The organism is Streptomyces boluensis, from assembly GCF_009908195.1.
Lineage (GTDB): Bacteria > Actinomycetota > Actinomycetes > Streptomycetales > Streptomycetaceae > Streptomyces > Streptomyces boluensis.
Genome location: NZ_JAAAHS010000040.1, coordinates 13,393 through 31,688, shown reverse-complemented (window position 1 = coordinate 31,688; position 18,296 = coordinate 13,393). Strand labels below are relative to the sequence as shown.

The window sequence follows — 18,296 nt, the reverse complement described above, 5'->3', positions numbered from 1 at the left end:
GACCCGGTAGCCCCGACTCCGGTCGCTACAGCGGCGGTTCGAGTCGGGCGACCGCGCGCAGTGCCCTGGGGGTGAAGCGGGACATGAGGTGCGCGCCGCGGGCCTCGGGGGTGACCGGGACGACGGCCTGGTTCCTGACGACCGCGCCGAGCACCGCTCGGGCGACCTTCTCCGGCGGATAGTTTCGCAGGCCGTAGAGGCGCGAACTCCGCTTCTGCCGGCGCTTCTCCTCCTCCGCGTCCACGCCCGCGAAGCGCGCCGTCGACGTGATGTTGGTGTTGACCAGACCGGGGCAGATCGCGGAGACGCCGATGCCCTGCCCGGCCAGCTCGGCCCGCAGGCACTCGCTGAGCATCAGCACCGCGGCCTTCGACGTGCTGTACGCGGGCAGCGCCTTGGACGGCTGGAACGCCGCCGCCGAGGCCGTGTTGACTATGTGGCCGCCCTGGCCGCGGTCCGCCATCTGCTTGCCGAAGATCCGGCAGCCGTGGATGACGCCCCACAGATTGACGTCGAGGACCTTCTTCCAGTCCTCGGCCGTGGTGTCGAAGAAGGAGCCGGAGAGCCCGATGCCCGCGTTGTTCACCAGGACGTCCACGACGCCGTACTCGGTGGCGACCTTCTCGGCGAGCTTCTCCATGGCCTGCTCGTCCGAGACGTCGACGGTCTCACCCCAGGCCGCGGGCGCGCCGATCAGCGCGGCGAGTTCGGCGGTACGGGCGACGCCCTCCGCGTCCCGGTCGACGGCGACGACGCGGGCGCCGGCCTCCGCGAAGGCGAACGCGGTGGCGCGGCCGATGCCGCTCGCCGCACCCGTGACCAGGACCAGCTGTCCGGCGAAGCGGTCCGCGTACCGGCCCGTGGGCGCCGCACTGCGGGTGGCCACGCCGGTGCCGCTCGCGCCCGGCTCGCCCAGGTCCTCGTGGGACGTCACGAAGTCCTTGATCCAGGCGACCAGTTGGTCGGGCCGGGTGCGCGGCACCCAGTGCTTCGCGGGCAGCGAACGACGGGTCAACTGCGGGACCCACAGCTCCAGTTCGTCGTAGAGCCGGGGCGAGAGGAACACGTCCCCGAGCGGCGTGATCAGCTGCACGGGCGCGTGCGCGTACGCGTCGGCACGTGGGCGGCGCAGCCGGGCGCGGACGTTGTCGCGGTAGAGCCAGGCGCCGTGGGCCGCGTCCGAGGGCAGCGACGGTGTCGGGTACCCGTCCTGCGGCACGTTCTCGAAGCGCTGCAGCATCTTCGGCCAGCGCGCGCCGAGCGGCCCTCGCCAGGCCAGCTCGGGCAGGACGGGCGTGTGCAGCATGTACACGTACCAGGACTTGGCGCCCTGGCCGAGGAGCTGGCCCACCCGGCGCGGGGTGGGGCGGACCATGCGCTTCTTGATCCAGTGACCGAAGTGGTCGAGGGACGGGCCCGACATCGAGGTGAAGGACGCGATCCGGCCCTCGGTGCGCTTGACCGTGACGAACTCCCAGGACTGCACCGAGCCCCAGTCGTGCCCGACGACGTGCACCGGCCGGTCCGGGCTGACCGCGTCCACGACCGCGAGGAAGTCGTCCGTCAGCTTCTCCAGGGTGAAGCCGCCGCGCAGCGGTGTCGGCGCCGTGGACCGGCCGTGCCCGCGCACGTCGTAGAGGACCACGTGGAAGTCGTCCGCGAGGCGGGTCGCGACCTTGGACCACACCTCCTTGGAGTCCGGATAGCCGTGCACCAGGAGGACCGTCGGCCGGTCTGCGTCGCCGAGCTCGGCGACGCAGAGCTCCACCCCGCCGGTACATACCCAGCGCTCGCGCGCGCCCTTCAACAGCCCTTCAGTCATACGGACTTCGCCCTTCCGATCCCGCTCACCGCGGCTCGTGCCCTTGTGCTGGTCGGTCTGGTCTCGCTGGTCCCGCTCGTTGGGTTCCCGTTCCCCGTCTCCGCCGGGCGCTCGCTCCGTGCTCACAGGGACCGTGCCTCCGCCCAGCGGCGTACGTGCGGCAGGTCGTCGTCCAGCCAGAACGCGCTCTGCTCCGGGTCCTTGGAGTCGGTGACGACCAGGATCTCCTCGAACTTCGCGCCCGTGCCCCGGAATCCGAGGTGCGGCTCGACCGCCCACAGGCCCGGCTGCGGTGGGTGGTCGGAGAACTTGTACGGGCTCCACAGCGGGGACCAGCCGTCCCGGTGACCGTGCAGCGCGTCGCTCGCCAGGCCCTTGAGCGCCTGGGTGCCGAAGCCGAACACGTTCGGCGCCCAGCGGCGCTCCGCGACCCGGTCGACCTTGTGCGCGATCACGCCGAACGGGTAGGCGCGGTGGCGGTTCGCGTACCCCTGCCGGTTCATCAGGCGCTCGACGTTCTCGTAGATCTCGCGCAGCGAACGGCGCTCGCGCACCTCGCGCAGGATCAGCTCGCGGTGCTCCTCCAGGTCGGCCATGAGCCGGTCCTGCACCGGGTTGAGGCCGAGGCTGCCGGAGTACCCGATGTCGGCCGTGAAGCCCTTGTACACCGGGGCCATGTCGAGGATGAACGGCATCCCCGGCTCGAGCCTGCGGTTGGTGGGGAAGAACTGGAGCGGGATCTTGAAGCCCGCGAACGCGGTGCGGTCGCCGAACCACGCGAAGGGCAGGTGGAACCAGTCCCGCACCCCGCGCTCACGCAGCCACTCCCGCTGCATCCGCGCCGCCTCGCGCTCGGTCACCCCGGGCTTGAGCTGGGCCGCGACCGCCTCCGCGCAGGCGTACGCGAGGGCCTGCACCTCTCTGAACCCCCGCAGCTCCGCGCCGAGTTCCGTGTCCACCGCTGAGGTCATGCCACCGTCCGTCCCCTGAATCGGCCGTGCCTGCACTGCCCGGCGTACCTGTGGTTCCTCGGATGCGCTACGCGTTCATAACGTGACACTGATGAATGTGACAATGCCTGGCGGCTGCGTCAAGGGGTGTGCACAGAGCCTGTGGACAACGCCGTGCGGGTGTACTCCGGTCCCACACCCCTACGGGTCCGTACGCCTGGAGGCGGACACATATCCAGGCGTCTGGTCTGACGACCGGTGTGGTGGGCGCCACTACCGTCGAACCGTGACTGTGATCGCGACCGAAAGCCTCAGCAAGCGGTTCCCCCGGGTGACCGCTCTCGACCGGCTCTCCGTGGACGTAGGCCCGGGTGTGACCGGCCTTGTCGGGGCCAACGGAGCCGGTAAGTCCACTCTCATCAAGATCCTGCTCGGACTCTCCCCCGCCACCGAGGGCACCGCCCAGGTGCTGGGCCTCGACGTCGCCACCCGCGGCGCCGAGATCCGTGAGCGGGTCGGGTACATGCCCGAGCACGACTGCCTGCCGCCCGATGTGTCAGCCACGGAGTTCGTGGTGCACATGGCGCGGATGTCCGGACTCCCGCCCACCGCCGCGCGCGAGCGGACCGCCGACACCCTGCGCCACGTAGGCCTCTACGAGGAGCGCTACCGGCCCATCGGCGGCTACTCGACCGGTATGAAGCAGCGGGTCAAACTGGCCCAAGCACTCGTCCACGACCCGCAGTTGGTGCTCCTCGACGAGCCCACCAACGGCCTCGACCCGGTCGGCCGGGACGAGATGCTCGGACTGATCCGCCGCGTCCACACCGACTTCGGCATCTCCGTACTGGTCACCTCGCACCTCCTCGGCGAACTGGAGCGCACCTGCGACCACGTCGTCGTCATCGACGGCGGCACGCTGCTGCGCTCCAGCTCCACCAGCGACTTCACGCAGACCATGGCCACGCTCGCGGTGGAGGTCACCGACTCCGACGAGCACCCCGACGGCACCCTGGCGCTGCGCCAGGAACTCCAGGAGCGCGGCGTCACGCTGCACGCGCGCGTGGAGGACGGTCTGCCGGGCGCCGGGCACGTGCTGCTCGTGGAGGCCGCCGGCGAGGAGACGTACGACGTGGTGCGCGACACCGTCGCCGACCTCGGCCTCGGCCTGGTCCGGATGGAACAGCGCAGGCACCACATCGCCGAGGTGTTCCGCACCGACCAGCAGGCCGACCAGCAGGCCGACCAGCAGGATGGTCAACACGCCCACGAACAGGCCGCGTTGCAGGCCGCACAGCGAGGAGGCGGCCGTGACGGCAGCTGACACCGGGCGCCCCGACGTGGCACAGACCCGGATCCACAACATCGGATACCGCTCGTACGACGGCCCGCGCCTCGGCCGCGCCTACGCCCGCCGCTCGCTGTACTCGCAGTCCCTGCGCGGCGCGTACGGCCTCGGCCGCAGCGCCAAGTCCAAGGTGCTGCCGATGATCCTGTTCGCCGTGATGTGCGTACCGGCGGCGATCATCGTGGCGGTCGCCGTGCAGACCAAGATGTCGGAACTGCCGCTGGACTACACCCGGTACGCCATCACCACCCAGGCCATCATCGGGCTCTACATCGCCTCCCAGGCCCCGCAGTCGGTCTCCCGCGACCTGCGCTTCCGGACGGTGCCGCTGTACTTCTCGCGGCCGATCGAGCGCGGCGACTACGTGACGGCGAAGTACGCGGCGATGGCCTCGGCCCTCTTCGTGCTCACCGCGGCCCCGCTGGTCGTGCTGTACCTGGGTTCCCTGCTCGCCAAGATGGACTTCGCGGACCAGACGGCCGGGTTCGGACAGGGGTTGGTCTCCGTGGCTCTGCTCTCCCTGCTCTTCGCCGGACTCGGCCTGGTCATGGCCGCGTTGACCCCGCGCCGCGGCTTCGGCGTCGCCGCCGTCATCGCCGTACTGACCATCTCCTACGGGGCGGTCTCCACCGTGCAGGCCATCGCCGACGTGCAGGGCTCGACGGACGCGGTCCCGTGGCTCGGGCTTTTCTCGCCGATCACCCTGATCGACGGGGTGCAGACGGCGTTCCTCGGCGCGGAATCCGCGTTCCCCGGCGGCCAGGGCCCCGGTACAGGTACCGGCGCTATCTATCTCCTGGTCGTCCTCGCGCTGATCGTGGGCTCGTACGCCGCCCTGATGCGCCGCTACCGAAAGGTCGGGCTGTGAGCTCCCTCAACATCGACCACGTCTCGCGCTGGTTCGGCAACGTCGTAGCGGTCAACGACGTCACCATGACGATCGGTCCTGGCGTGACCGGCCTGCTCGGCCCCAACGGCGCCGGGAAGTCCACCCTCATCAACATGATGGGCGGCTTCCTCGCCCCATCCACCGGCACGGTCACGCTCGACGGCCGGCCGATCTGGCGCAACGAGAAGATCTACCAGGAGATCGGCATCGTCCCCGAGCGGGAGGCGATGTACGACTTCCTCACGGGCCGCGAATTCGTCGTCGCCAATGCCGAGTTGCACGGTCTCGGCGCCAAGGCGGCCGGGCGCGCGCTCGCCACCGTCGAGATGGAGTACGCGCAGGACCGCAAGATCTCCACGTACTCCAAGGGCATGCGGCAGCGCGTGAAAATGGGCTCCGCGCTGGTGCACGACCCCTCGGTGCTGCTGCTCGACGAGCCCTTCAACGGCATGGACCCGCGCCAGCGGATGCACCTGATGGACCTGTTGCGGCGCATGGGCGGCGACGGCCGGACCGTGCTGTTCTCCTCGCACATCCTGGAGGAGGTCGAGCAACTCGCCTCGCACATCGAGGTGATCGTCGCCGGACGGCACGCCGCGAGCGGTGACTTCCGGCGCATCAGGCGCCTGATGACCGACCGCCCGCACCGCTACCTGGTGCGCTCGAGCGACGACCGGGCGCTGGCCGCCGCGCTGATCGCCGACCCGTCCACCGCGGGCATCGAAGTCGACCTGGCAGAGGGCGCGTTGCTCGTCCAGGCGGTCGACTTCGGGCGCTTCACCCGGCTCCTGCCGCGGGTCGCCAAGGAGCACGACATCCGGCTGCTCACGGTCTCGCCCTCGGACGAGTCCCTCGAGTCGGTCTTCTCGTACCTCGTCGCGGCCTGAAGGGAGCCTTCGACCATGTATGACCCCACTGTCGCCCGGCTCACCTACCGGGCCCTGCTCGGCCGCCGCCGCGCGCTGATCCTGTTCTCGCTGCCCGTCCTGCTCATCGTGATCGCCGCGGCCGTACGCGGCTTCTCCGGCGCCGACGACCAGGTGGCCGCGGATGTGCTCGGCGGCTTCGCGCTCGCCACGATGGTGCCGCTGATCGGCGTGATCGCGGGCACCGGTGCCATCGGCCCTGAGATCGACGACGGCTCGGTCGTCTATCTGCTGTCCAAGCCGGTCAAGCGCCCGACGATCATCGTCACCAAGCTGATCGTGGCCATCGCCGTGACCATGGCGTTCTCCGCGATCCCCACGTTCATCGCCGGGATGATCCTGAACGGCAACGGCCAGCAGGTCGCCATCGCCTACACCGTCGCCGCGCTCGTCGCCTCGATCGCGTACGCCGCGCTGTTCCTGCTGCTCGGCACGGTCAGCAGGCACGCCGTGGTCTTCGGCCTCGTCTACGCCCTGGTCTGGGAGACGCTGTTCGGTTCCCTCGTCGAAGGGGCGCGCACCCTGAGCGTGCAGCAGTGGTCCCTCGCCGTGGCGGAGCGGGTGGCGCGCGGCGACCTGGTCACCTCCGACGTCGGACTGCCGGTCGCCGTCGCCCTGTTGACGGGCGTGACGGTCCTCGCCACCTGGTACGCGGGCCAGAAGCTGCGCTCCCTGACGCTGGCCGGGGAAGAGTGAACCCGGCTCCGTCGTACGCCACGCGCGCGTAGTGCACGAAACGGCCGCCACGCGTGCGTGGCGGCCGTTCCCATGAGTGAAAGCTGCGGGGTGCCTCAGACCGTACGGTCCCGCGCCGCGAGCAGACCCACCCCGAGGGCGGCCGCGCACACGCACAGCACCAGGCAGATCGGCACGGTCCAGCCGCCCGTCGCCTGGTACACGGCACCGGCCGCCAACGGGCCCGCGGCGGCGAGGAGATAACCCACGGTCTGCGCCATCCCGGACAGCCGCGCCGCCGTCATGGCATCCCCGGAACGCAGCACGATCAGCGTCAGGGCGAGCCCCACCGCACCGCCCTGCCCGATCCCGAGCACCGCGGACCAGAGCCAGGCACCCGACACCGGCGCCACCATCAGGCCCGTGTAGCCCGCCGCGACCATGACGGTCACCAGGGCGACGAGCGGGCGCTGACTGCGCATCCGCCCGGCGAGCAGCGGCACGGCGAACGCGCCCGCGACCTGGATGAGGTTGTTGAAGGCGAAGACGACACCGGCGGTGGCACGGCTCATGCCGTGGTCGGTGAAGATCGTCGGCATCCAGGCGATCAGGACGTACGACCACAGCGACTGCAGGCCCATGAAGAGGGTGACCTGCCAGGCCAGCGGCGAGCGCCAGAGGCTGCGCGCGGGCGGCCCGGCCGGCGCCGTCCGCACCTCGTGCCCGGTGCGGCCCCGGGCGATCAGGACCTGCGGCAGCCACGCCACGGCCGCCACCGCGGCGAGCAGCGACCAGAACGCGAGCGACGCCTCCCAGCTGTCGCCGAAGGCCTTCTCCAGCGGCACCGAGGCCGCCGCGACGACGGTCGCGCCCGCGATCATCGCGCCGGTGTAGACGGAGGTCATGGACGCGGCGCGGTCCGGGAAGTCCCGCTTGATGAGCCCCGGCATCAACACATTGAGCAGGGCTATCGCGGTACCGACCAACACCCCGCCGCCGTACAGCGCCGCCGCCGAGGGCAGCACCCGTACGAGGATGCCGACGCCGAGCAGCAACAGGGCGCAGAACAGCACCAGTTCGGTGCCGAAGCGGCGGGCGAGCCAGGGGGCGACCAGCGCGCCGACGCCGAGGAACAGCACCGGCACCGAGGTGACGAGGCTGCTCGCGGTCGACGACAGGCCGAAGGCCGCACTGATCTCACCGACCAGCGGCGAGACGCTCGCGAGCGCGGCGCGCATGTTGAGCGAGGCGAGCACGATCCCGATGAGCAGCACCACGGGGTGCGCGAGCAACTGCCGCCGCGCGGCAAGCCCTTGGGGCGAGGGACGGACATCGGCCTCGGCATCCAGGAGCAGCCGGTCGGCGTCCGCGGGAGCGGTATCGGGGCGTGACAAGGAGAGCGCCTTTCTCGGGCCGTACGACCACTCGGTCGGTACGCGCCCGCGTGCGTGGGGGCGTTTTTGTTGAGAGGGGAGGGGCCGGCCGCGCATGCGCATGCCGGGAGCGGCCGCGCGCGCCGGGAGGGAGGGGCCGCGCATGCGCATGCCGGGAGGGCCTGTGCGTACCGGAAGGTCAGCCCACCCCGAGCTGCCTGAGCGCGTCGATCGGCACCTTCAGGAGCCCGCGTACGGCCGCGTCGGCCGCCACCGGGTCACCGGCCTCGACGGCGGCCACCAGGGCCTCGTGGCCGGCGATGTCGACGGGCGGCATGTCCCGGTCGCCGAGGGCGTGCACCAGGACCTCGTGCACCTGGACCGAGAAGAACCGGTACACCTCGATGAACGCGGTGTTGTGCGTGGCCTCGACCATCGCCAGGTGGAAGGCCATGTCCGCGTCGGCGTTCCGGTCGCCCTCCTCGTGCAGGGTGGCGAGCGCGGCGCGCAGCCGCAACAGGTCGTGGGTGTCGCGCCGCTCGGCGGCGAGCCTGGCCGCCTCCGCCTCCAGGGCGACCCGTACCTCGGTCACCTCGAGCGCGCCCGCGTGCCGCATACCGCGCAGCACCGCGGACGGATCGGCGGTGGACCGCACGAACGTGCCGTTGCCCTGCCGCGACTCGAGCAGCCCCGCGTGCACCAGGACCCGTACGGCCTCACGGACCGTGTTGCGGCCGACGCCGAGCTGCTCCGCGAGGGCGTGCTCCGTCGGGATGCGGTCGCCGACGGCCCACTCGCCCTCGGTGAGCTGGGTGCGGAGCTGATCGACGACGGTGTCCACGAGGGACTGCCGTCCCGCGGCCTGCAGCGCCATGTCCACGTACCTCTCATTCACCCGGTTGCCCAGTCATCCTACAACTCATCTCGCCCTGACCCGTCCGACCCCGTCCGACCCCGTCCGGCCCTCCGGGGGCCCTCAGGCTCGGCCCTGAGACCGCCCGGCTAGGTCGTCAGGCGTAGGTCCCGGACGCCGCGCACCTCGTCCGCCGGCCCGATCCGCACCCGGTACGCGGCTCCGTAGCGTCGTCCTCATGCGAATCGGAATTCTCGGAACAGGCAATGTGGGCAAGGCAGTTGGGCATGCGGCCGCGGCGGCCGGGCACGATGTGGTGTTCGGCTCGCGGACACCCGAGGCACCCCATGAGGGCATCGAGCTCCCGGTGGTGGGCGTGCGGGAGGCGGCCGCGCACGGCGAGCTCGTGGTGAACGCCACCGGAGGCAACGCCTCGCTCGGGCTCCCCGACGCCCTGGGGGACGCCCTCGACGACACGGTGCTGCTCGACATCGCGATCGACCTCACCCCGGACCTCGGCCTCGTCCACCAGGACGCCAGCCTCGCCGAACAGCTCCAGCGGGCGCTGCCCCGCGCGAAGGTCGTGAAGTCGCTCTGCACCATGGACTCGGTCGTGATGGCGCACCCGGAGAAGACCCTCTCCGGCCCCAGCTCGGTCTTCCTCTCCGGTGACGACGCGGCGGCCAAGTCAGTGGTCGAGGATCTGCTCGCCGACCTCGGCTGGGCCGACGGCACCCGCATCGACCTGGGCGGACTGGCCACGGCGCGCGGTCAGGAGCATCTGGCGCTGCTGTTCATCGGCCTCGCGACGGGCCTCGGCCACCACACCTTCAACCTGCGGGTCGTCACTCCCGAGTGACCGGACGCGCAGCGCGTACCCGCCGGGTACGGGCCATGATCGAGGAGTGACGTACGCGCCCGTACCCGCTCCGCCACCGGGACCGGAACCCTCACGACCGGTGCGGAGCTGGGTGCGTTCGGCACCCGGCACGCACGCGTGGCTGCTGATCATCCTCGCCACGAGCCTCGTCATCGCCTTCTCCAGCCAGGGCCTCGAGCAGTACCTGCTGCACCGCACCAGCAGCAACCTCCATGAACTCGACCGGCATCCGGTGCAGTCGCTGCTGCTCAGCGCGTTCTGGATCGAGAACCCGGCGTCGCTCCCCACCTATGTGCTGCTTTTCGAAATCGTGCACGCGCGCGTGGAGCGCGGAATCGGCACCGCGCGGTGGCTGCTCGTCGTCACCACGGCACACATCGCGGCGACCCTCGTCAGCCAGAAGGTGGTCCTCGTCCGGATCGAGAACCACGACGCGTCGCGGCGCATGCTGCACGTCGTCGACATCGGCGTCTCGTACGGCCTCGCGGCCTCGGCGGGCGTCCTCACCTATCTGGTCCCCGGCCGCTGGAAATGGCTCTACGCGGCTGCCCTGACCGCGTTCTTCGCCGTGCCGCTCGCGACCGGCGGCACCTTCACCGACCTGGGCCACGCCATCGCCCTCGCCGTGGGCTTCGCCGCCTGGCCGCTGACCCGCGGGCGACGTGCGTGGGCGACCGTACGGGCGTACGGAAAATAACTGGCGGCCGGTGCGTGCCGGCGGGCACAGTGGACGGGTCGACAGCGCCGGGAACGGCGCCTGTCGGACGGGGAGAGGAGCGCGGCGCCGCGGATCAGCGGGCTGTCACGCTCCCGAGCGGCGGTCGCAGGAGGCAGGCTCCGGAGTCGTCATCACACTCCGTCGCAGCCGCCCCTGCGAGCCGCCCCGCCTCGCACTCAAGTCGGCTCTGCGGACGGCTACTTCAGCAGCTCCGCGAGCACCGCCAGATGGCTGTGCTCCAGGTCCTTCGACGCGGTCAGCAGCGTGACCTGGCCCCGCGCGGCCAGCGCCCGCACCTCGTCGAGCGCGGCCCGCTGCGCGTCGCCCGCCAGCTCCGCCTCGTACCGCTTCCGGAACTCGGCGAACTCGCCTTCCGGGCCGTGGTACCAGCGGCGCAGCTCCGTCGACGGGGTCAGGTCCTTCGGCCATACGTCGACCCGCGCGGCCTCCTTGCTCAGTCCGCGCGGCCAGAGCCGGTCGGCGAGCACCCGGGTGCCGTCCTCGGGCGCGGGCGTCTCGTACACCCGGCGCAGACGGACCCGGCGGCCGCTCATTCCCGCTCGCCGCCCTCGACAGGTGAGGCACCGTCGACAGGTGAGGCACCGTCGCCGCTCCCGGCGGCCAGCAGCCGTTCCAGGACGAGCGCGATGCCGTCGTCGTCGTGGGACGTGGTCAACTCGTCGGCCACGGCCTTGAGTTCGTCATGGGCGTTGGCCATCGCCACGCCGCGCGCCGCCCAGCCGAACATCGGGATGTCGTTGGGCATGTCCCCGAAGGCGATGGTGTCGACCGCCTTGGCACCGAGGCGCCGCGCGGCCAGCGAGAGGCCGGTCGCCTTGGAGAGACCGAGCGGCAGCAGCTCGACGACGCCCTCGCCCGCCATGGTCACGCCCACCAGATCCCCGGCGACCTGCCGCGCCACCTCGGTGAGCGCGTCGTCGGAGAGACCGGGGTGCTGGATGTACAGCTTGTTCAGCGGCGCCGACCACAGCTCGGCCGGATCCGTGAACGGCACGAACGGAAGCGGGCCTTCCTGCACGCCGTACCCCGGACCGACGAGCACCTCGCCGTCCACGCCGTCCCGGCTCGCGGCCAGCGCGAGCGGACCGATCTCGGCCTCCAGCTTGGCCAGCGCGAGCCCGGCCAGCTGGCGGTCGAGCGTCACCGAGGTCAGCAGCCGGTGTTCGCCCGCGTGGTAGACCTGCGCACCCTGACCGCACACCGCGATGCCCTTGTACCCGAGGTCGTCGAGGATGTGCCGGGTCCAGGGCACGGCCCGGCCGGTGACCACGATGTGCGCCGCGCCCGCCGCGCACGCGGCCTCGAGCGCGGTACGGGTACGCGGCGAGATCGTCTCGTCGGAGCGCAGCAGCGTGCCGTCCAGATCGGTCGCCACCAGCTTGTACGGGAAGGCGCCCGGGGCCGCGGCGGCGGCGAGGGCGTCCCGCTGGGCGGCGGCCTCCGCGGCGGCACCGGCCTTCATGGAGCCGACGGTGACGACGCGCGTGCCGTCGGCATCCCCCGTACCGGTCCCCGTGCCAGTTCCCATGCCGGTCCCCGTACCGGTCCCCGTGCCAGGAAGTGAGCTCACTTGGCGACCGGCTCCAGTACCTCACGCCCGCCGAGGTAGGGGCGGAGCACCTCGGGCACCCGCACCGAACCGTCGGCCTGCTGGTGGTTCTCCAGGATCGCCACGATGGTGCGCGGGACGGCGCACAGCGTGCCGTTCAGCGTCGCGAGCGGCTTGACCTTCTTGTCCTCCCGCATGCGGATGGACAGACGGCGCGACTGGAACTCGGTGCAGTCCGAGGTCGAGGTCAGCTCGCGGTACTTGCCCTGGGTCGGGATCCACGCCTCGCAGTCGAACTTGCGCGCCGCCGAGGAACCGAGGTCACCGGTGGCGACATCGATGACGCGGAACGGCAGCTCGAGCGAGGTCAGCCACTGCTTCTCCCACTCGAGGAGACGCTGGTGCTCGGCCTCGGAGTCCGCGGGGTCGACGTACGAGAACATCTCGACCTTGTCGAACTGGTGCACCCGGAAGATGCCGCGGGTGTCCTTGCCGTGCGAACCGGCCTCGCGGCGGAAGCAGGGCGAGAACCCGGCGTACCGCAGCGGCAGCTTGTCCGCCTCGATGATCTCGTCCATGTGGTACGCGGCGAGCGGCACCTCGGACGTGCCCACCAGGTACAGGTCGTCCTTGTCCAGGTGGTAGACGTCGGCGGCGGCCTGGCCGAGGAAGCCGGTGCCGGCCATCGACTGCGGGCGGACCAGGGCCGGGGTCAGCATCGGCGTGAACCCGGCGGCCGTGGCCTGGCCCAACGCGGCGTTCACCAGGGCGAGTTCGAGCAGGGCGCCGACGCCGGTGAGGAAGTAGAAGCGCGAACCGGAGACCTTGGCGCCGCGCTCGACGTCGATCGCGCCGAGGATGTTGCCGAGTTCCAGGTGGTCCTTGGGCGTGAAGCCCTCGGCGCCGAAGTCGCGGATCGTGCCGTGCGTCTCCAGCTCGACGAAGTCCTCCTCGCCGCCGACCGGGACGTCCGGGTGCACGAGGTTGCCGAGCCGGAGCAGCAGGCTGTCGGTCTCGGCCTTGGCCTCGTCCTGCTCGGCGTCGGCGGCCTTGACGTCGCTCTTGAGCTGCTCGGCGCGCTTGAGGAGCTCGGCCCGCTCTTCCGGCGTGGCCTTGGGGATCAGCTTGCCGAGCTGCTTCTGCTCGGCACGCAGCTCGTCGAAGCGGACTCCGGACGACCTGCGGCGCTCGTCGGCGGAGAGCAGAGAGTCGACGAGCGTGACGTCCTCTCCACGGGCGCGCTGAGAAGCGCGGACACGGTCGGGGTCCTCACGGAGCAGGCGAAGGTCAATCACACGCCCCAGGCTACCGGTGCCCGCTTCGGGCCCTCGACCCGATATTCCTCTGCGTGCCGATACGGGATTCTCGTACGGGGCGGACTGATCGACGGAGTCGTCGGGGGAGACCTCGGCTGGGTGCCGGAAACGGACGCAGCGGACGCAGCGGACGCGTCAATAAATACCGGTGTATTCCCTGAATCGGGGCAGGGCGGCCGACCCGGATTGACCGTATCCCCTTGTGCGGAACGGGACTTGGGGCTCACTTGTCCACAGGAATCCATGGTCGGGAAAAGTTATCCACAGGCTGTGCGAAAGATCTGTGGACGCGGGAAGTGATCATTCCGAATGCCTGGTGCGGGCCTCAGGATTCCCGGTGCAAACCCCTCGCACACCCACTTTCGAGTGGAAATGACTCGCTCCAAAGAGTTGATCCAAGGAATTGAGTGGACGACGGGTGACGTGCCCGGCTGTGGACGGACATGGGGCACGAAGGGCGATTTGTCGACCATGTAGTGAGTTGTTGTCGACTTGTCCCCAGGTCGAGAAGCCCACCTGTGGATAACCTTGTGGACAACGAAAATCCGCAGGTAGGACAAGGTGCGGGGGCGCGGTGACCTAGCCCCGGCCGTCCTGGACCCGCGTCAGCCAGTCCGCCGCCGAGACGAACTCCGCGTCCGTCGTGCCCGAGCGCAGCGCCCGCACCTCGTCGGGCGTGACACCGGCCCGCGGGTAGGAGCCGAGGAACCGCACCTTCGGGGCGATCCGCTTCAGCCCCATCAGGGCCTCACCGACCCGCCGTTCCGAGATGTGGCCCTCGGCGTCCACGCAGAAGCAGTAGTTGCCGATGCCCGCGCCGGTGGGCCGGGACTGGATGAGCATGAGGTTCACGCCGCGTACCGAGAACTCCTGCAGGAACTCGAGGAGCGCGCCCGGGTGGTCGTCGTCGAGCCAGATGACCACCGAGGTCTTGTCGGCGCCGGTCGGGGCCGCGGGCCGGGCCGGGCGGCCGACCAGGACGAAGCGGGTCTCGGCGTTCTCCGCGTCGTGGATCTCGGTGACCAGCGGTTCAAGGCCGTACGTCACAGCCGCGAACTCACCGGCGAACGCCGCGTCGTACCGCCCCTCCTGCACCAGGCGGGCGCCGTCCGCGTTCGACGCCGCGGACTCCCAGAGGGCGTGCGGCAGATGGGCCGACATCCAGTTGCGGACCTGCGGCTGCGCGACCGGGTGGCCGGTGACCGTCTTGACCTCGGAGAGCTTTGTGCCGGGCCGCACCAGGAGCGCGAACGCGATCGGCAGCAGCACCTCGCGGTAGATCATCAGCGGTTCGCCGGTGGCGAGTTCGTCGAGGGTCGCGGTGACGCCGCCCTCCACCGAGTTCTCGATCGGCACGAGCGCCGCCGCGGCCTCGCCGTTGCGCACGGCGTCGAGCGCGGCGGGCACGGACACCATGGGCACGAGCTCCCGGGTGGCCGCTTCGGGCAGGGTGCGCAGGGCGGCTTCGGTGAAGGTGCCCTCGGGGCCGAGATACGTGTAGCGGGTCGCCGACATACCGTCACCCTAATGCGCTGAACGTGGCCCCCGCGTCCGCCACAGCCCGGAAACCGGGGCCCTCGCTCAGGACTCCAGGAGCCGCTGGCCCACGTATTCACCGGAACGTGCGCCTCCGGGCACCGCGAAGAGACCGCTCGACTCGTGCCGGATGAACGCCGAGAGCGCGTCACCGCGGTCGAGCTTGCGCTGCACGGGTACGAAGCCGCGGCGCGGGTCGGCCTGCCAGCAGATGAAGAGGAGCCCCGCGTCCGGCACGCCGTCCTCGTCGTACCCGTCGTGGAAGGAGAAGGGCCGGCGCAGCATCGCCGCCCCGCCGTTCTCGTCCGGCCGCGAGATACGCGCGTGCGCGTTGGCCGCTATCACCGGCTTGCCGTCGGCGCGGACCTTGTCGAGGTCGGGCTCCGTCGTCTCCGAACCCCCGGTCAGCGGGGCGCCGTCGGACTTCCGGCGCCCGATGACCTGCTCCTGGTCGCCGAGCGAGAGCTTCTCCCAGTCGTCGAGGAGCATCCGGATACGGCGTACGACCGCGTACGAACCGCCCGCCATCCAGTCCGGGTCCGCCGCGCCGCCCGAAGTGCCTGCTGAGCCGCCCGAAGTGCCTTGTGCGGGGACGAAGATCCGCTTACGGAAGTCGGGTTCGGACTCCTTCGGGTTGTTGGTGCCGTCGACCTGGCCCATCAGATTGCGGGTCGTCATCGGCTTCTCGGTGGCGCCGGGCGAGCGGTTGAAACCGTTCATCTGCCAGCGCACCCGGGCCGTGTCGCCCGCCTCCCGCTGCAGGGCGCGCAGCGCGTCGAAGGCGACGAGCGCGTCGTCCGCCCCGATCTGCACCCACAGATCGCCGTCACTGCGCCGCGCGTCAAGCCGGTCGGCGGGGAACGCGGGCAGCGGGTCAAGCGCGAAGGGCCGCTGCTTCGCCAGTCCCGTACGGCCGAAGAAGCTGTGGCCGAAGCCGAAGGTGACGGTCAGCGAGGACGGTCCCGCGTCGAGCGCGACCGCGCTGTCCCGCGCGTCGGTGCGGCCCGCCATGAGGCGGCGGGCCGTCGCCGACCAGCGGCGCAGCAGTGCGGCCGCCTCCTTGCGGCCCGCGCCGGGCGCCAGGTCGAAGGCGATGAGATGGCCGCGGGCCTGCATCGGCGTGGTGATGCCCGGCTGGTGCTCGCCGGTGAACGGCACCTCGGTGCCGCCCACCGAGGCGAGCCCCGCTCCGGGCTCCGGCTGTGCGGCCGCGTGCCCGGCCACCCCGCCCACCGCGCCGAGCGCGAGACCACCGGCCCCGGCCGCGCCGACCGTGCCGATCAACCGGCGCCGGGAGAGCTCCACGCGCGCGTGGAGGCCGGAATCCGTGTGGGTGGAGGTGCGGTCGCGGTCGTCAACAGCCATGGCGTCAGCCGATCTTCACGTTCTTGTGGACGGTCACTTGGTCGATGTCCGAGCTGCGCACGGTCACCGAGAGCTGCCAGTCGCCCGGCATCGGCATCTGGACGCCGGTGGAGCTCCAGTGCCCGGTGGAGACCCGGTCGGGCGCGACCGGGAGCGGTCCGACGTCCTTTGCCTTCAGCGTGAAGGCGAGCTTGACCTCGGGGAGGTCGAAGGCCTTGCCGTTCGGACGCTCGGCGTAGACGTGCAGCGTATTGGCCCCCGTACGGGCCGGGTCGAGCTCCAGGCGGAGGGTGCCCTTGCCGTCCTGGCCGCCGGTGTCGAAGGGCAGCTCGATCTTCACGGGGCCACTGGCCACCACGCTGCCCGCGGCGCCGGCCTTGTCGACCTGCTCCTGGGTGCGGCCGGGCTCGGTGGCGGTCAGCACCGTGGTGACGGCGAGCAGGACGACGGCGACGGCCGCCTCCGCGAGCACCGTGCGACGCAGACCTGAGCGGTCCGGGTCGGCGTCGCGTACCCGCTTCTCCCCGGCCTTGGCCACGGCGGCCCGCTGCCGGGCGAGCTGCGCGGCACGCACGGGGTCTTCGTCGCGGTCGCTGTCGTCGCCTTCGGGTGTGGGCTCGGTCGCGGGCTCGGGCTCGGGTGCGTCCTCGGCGGACGGCCGCGCCGACTCAACGGAACCGGCGCCGGCGCCGGAACCCGACCCCGCCCCCACGCTCACTGGCTCGTCCGCGGGCGCGTCCCGCGTGGGCGCGCTCTCCGCGGCCCGCTGCTCGACCACGTGCGCCCCGCCGTCGGTGAGACGCGCGGTCCAGCGCCGCGAGATCGACGCGAGCCCCACGAGTACGACGACCAGGCCGATCTTGACGAGCAGCAGTTGCCCGTACGCCGTGGAGACCAGGGCGTTCCACGAACCGACCTGGCGCCAGGACTGGTAGAGGCCCGTCGCCACCAGGACGAGGACCGAGCCGAAGGCGAGGCGGGAGAAGCGGCGGACGGCGTTCCGGCCGACCGGCTGGTCCGCGGGCGCCCGGTGCAGCGCGACGAGCAGCGCCGTCAGACCGCCGAACCACACGGCGACGGCCAGCAGGTGGAGTACGTCGACGGGCATCGCGACCGCGGTCTGGATGCCCGTCGAGGCGTGCTCGGCGAACGCCCACGTGGAGGCGATCCCGGCCGCCACGACACCGCCGCCGACGGCGAGGCCGAAGGTGAGGTCCCGCTTCTCGGCCGGGTCCTCGCGCTTCGCGTACGCCCCGAAGAGCACCACGATGAACAGCGCGGCCGCGCCGAGCAGCAGCATTCTGGAGATGAGCGCGGCGCCGGTCTTGGTGTTGAGCACCTCGCCGAGCAGGCCCAGGTTCAGGACGTCCGCGAGCTTCCCGGAGTCGGTGTACGGCCCGCGCAGCAGCAGCAGCGCCACCGTCGACCCGGCGAGCGCGACCCAGCTGTACGCGATCAGGCGCTGCAGCGCGGTGACGGCGACCCCGCGCGGCCAGCACGCGAGGACGAACGCCGCGGCGCCGACGACCAGGGCGAACGCCGCGTACGAGACGTACCGCGCGATGTCGTAGAGCGTGCCGACAGTGCCACCGCCGGCCTGCTGCTCCGGCAGCGCCACGCTGGTCTGGGATGGGGCGCCGACGGAGAAACTGAAGGCGCCGGAGATCGGGTGGCTGTCCGCGGAGACGGCCTTCCAGGCGACCGTGAAGGTGCCCTCGGGCAGGCCGCTGTGCAGGCCGACGCCGTACTTGACGGTGCCGCCGCTGCCCAGCTCGCGCAGCTTGCCGGTGTCGACCCGCTTGCCCTTGGGGTCGAGGACCCGGATCGAGTCGTCCGACATGGAGACCTGCTCCGAGAACTGGAGGGTCACCACTTCGGGAGCCTGCTGCACCACCGCGCCCTGCTTCGGGTCACTCCCGGTCAGCGCGGCGTGCGCGGACGCGGGAGTGGCACCTGCCAGGAGCGCGCCGGCGGTGGCCACGAACAGCAGCACCAGGTGCAGCAGCGGCACGGTACGGCCGAGGCGGGGCCCGGTACGGCCGAGGCGGGGAGCGGTGGGCAGCATCGACTCTCAG

At 71.4% G+C, this 18,296-nt stretch carries 16 protein-coding genes; 6 read left to right on the top strand and 10 right to left on the bottom strand.

The window, feature by feature from the left end; translation table 11 throughout:
• Positions 1-25 precede the first annotated feature (25 nt).
• A complete protein-coding gene (locus GUY60_RS08450; RefSeq protein ID WP_161695471.1) occupies positions 26-1,822 on the bottom strand; it encodes an SDR family oxidoreductase in 1,797 nt (598 codons plus the stop codon).
• Between the two features lie 122 nt (positions 1,823-1,944).
• The gene (locus GUY60_RS08445; RefSeq protein WP_161695469.1) at positions 1,945-2,793 is read right to left on the bottom strand and encodes a M24 family metallopeptidase; all 849 of its coding nucleotides are present in this window, start codon (positions 2,791-2,793) and stop codon (positions 1,945-1,947) included.
• Between the two features lie 271 nt (positions 2,794-3,064).
• Between GUY60_RS08445 and GUY60_RS08440 the strand changes: the two genes are divergently transcribed.
• Genes GUY60_RS08440 through GUY60_RS08425 form a run of 4 tightly spaced genes read left to right on the top strand, consistent with a single transcriptional unit; the run spans position 3,065 to position 6,631 of the window.
• On the top strand, positions 3,065-4,096 hold the full coding sequence (locus GUY60_RS08440; RefSeq protein WP_312866227.1) for an ABC transporter ATP-binding protein: 1,032 nt from the start codon (positions 3,065-3,067) through the stop codon (positions 4,094-4,096).
• On the top strand, positions 4,083-4,988 hold the full coding sequence (locus GUY60_RS08435; RefSeq protein ID WP_312866226.1) for an ABC transporter permease subunit: 906 nt from the start codon (positions 4,083-4,085) through the stop codon (positions 4,986-4,988). Before GUY60_RS08440 ends, GUY60_RS08435 begins: the two co-directional genes overlap by 14 nt.
• Positions 4,985-5,896: an ABC transporter ATP-binding protein gene (locus GUY60_RS08430; RefSeq protein ID WP_161695465.1), complete on the top strand. Its 912-nt coding sequence runs from the start codon at positions 4,985-4,987 to the stop codon at positions 5,894-5,896. The genes GUY60_RS08435 and GUY60_RS08430 overlap by 4 nt, the downstream gene beginning before the upstream one ends.
• Positions 5,897-5,911: 15 nt before the next feature.
• The gene (locus GUY60_RS08425; RefSeq protein WP_161695463.1) at positions 5,912-6,631 is read left to right on the top strand and encodes an ABC transporter permease; all 720 of its coding nucleotides are present in this window, start codon (positions 5,912-5,914) and stop codon (positions 6,629-6,631) included.
• Positions 6,632-6,726: 95 nt separating this feature from the next.
• Here GUY60_RS08425 and GUY60_RS08420 read toward each other — a convergent pair whose 3' ends face one another.
• Positions 6,727-8,004, bottom strand: coding sequence for a CynX/NimT family MFS transporter (locus tag GUY60_RS08420; protein ID WP_246234503.1), 1,278 nt, complete (start codon positions 8,002-8,004; stop codon positions 6,727-6,729).
• Positions 8,005-8,182: 178 nt separating this feature from the next.
• Positions 8,183-8,857, bottom strand: coding sequence for a FadR/GntR family transcriptional regulator (locus GUY60_RS08415; RefSeq protein WP_161695461.1), 675 nt, complete (start codon positions 8,855-8,857; stop codon positions 8,183-8,185).
• A gap of 217 nt (positions 8,858-9,074) precedes the next feature.
• Between GUY60_RS08415 and GUY60_RS08410 the strand changes: the two genes are divergently transcribed.
• Together GUY60_RS08410 and GUY60_RS08405 are read left to right on the top strand one after the other, a co-directional pair.
• Positions 9,075-9,695 (top strand): NADPH-dependent F420 reductase, encoded by a 621-nt coding sequence (locus GUY60_RS08410; RefSeq protein ID WP_161695459.1) that lies wholly within the window; start codon positions 9,075-9,077, stop codon positions 9,693-9,695.
• A 112-nt stretch (positions 9,696-9,807) separates the two neighbouring features.
• On the top strand, positions 9,808-10,413 hold the full coding sequence (locus tag GUY60_RS08405) for a rhomboid-like protein (RefSeq protein WP_312866225.1): 606 nt from the start codon (positions 9,808-9,810) through the stop codon (positions 10,411-10,413).
• Positions 10,414-10,631: 218 nt separating this feature from the next.
• Here the strand turns inward: GUY60_RS08405 and GUY60_RS08400 are convergent, their stop codons facing one another.
• From GUY60_RS08400 to GUY60_RS08375, 6 genes are all read right to left on the bottom strand, one after another.
• The gene (locus tag GUY60_RS08400) at positions 10,632-10,988 is read right to left on the bottom strand and encodes a DUF488 domain-containing protein (RefSeq protein WP_161695455.1); all 357 of its coding nucleotides are present in this window, start codon (positions 10,986-10,988) and stop codon (positions 10,632-10,634) included.
• Positions 10,985-11,983 (bottom strand): HAD family hydrolase, encoded by a 999-nt coding sequence (locus GUY60_RS08395; RefSeq protein WP_246234500.1) that lies wholly within the window; start codon positions 11,981-11,983, stop codon positions 10,985-10,987. Before GUY60_RS08395 ends, GUY60_RS08400 begins: the two co-directional genes overlap by 4 nt.
• Positions 11,984-12,021: 38 nt before the next feature.
• Positions 12,022-13,299, bottom strand: coding sequence for a serine--tRNA ligase (gene serS / locus GUY60_RS08390; RefSeq protein ID WP_161695453.1), 1,278 nt, complete (start codon positions 13,297-13,299; stop codon positions 12,022-12,024).
• A gap of 600 nt (positions 13,300-13,899) precedes the next feature.
• Entirely contained in the window at positions 13,900-14,835 is a 936-nt protein-coding gene (gene pheA, locus GUY60_RS08385; protein ID WP_161695451.1) for a prephenate dehydratase, read from the bottom strand.
• A gap of 66 nt (positions 14,836-14,901) precedes the next feature.
• Positions 14,902-16,221 (bottom strand): iron uptake transporter deferrochelatase/peroxidase subunit, encoded by a 1,320-nt coding sequence (efeB, locus tag GUY60_RS08380; protein WP_161695449.1) that lies wholly within the window; start codon positions 16,219-16,221, stop codon positions 14,902-14,904.
• 4 nt (positions 16,222-16,225) lie between these two features.
• The gene (locus tag GUY60_RS08375) at positions 16,226-18,286 is read right to left on the bottom strand and encodes a copper resistance CopC/CopD family protein (RefSeq protein WP_161695447.1); all 2,061 of its coding nucleotides are present in this window, start codon (positions 18,284-18,286) and stop codon (positions 16,226-16,228) included.
• Positions 18,287-18,296: the final 10 nt, after the last annotated feature.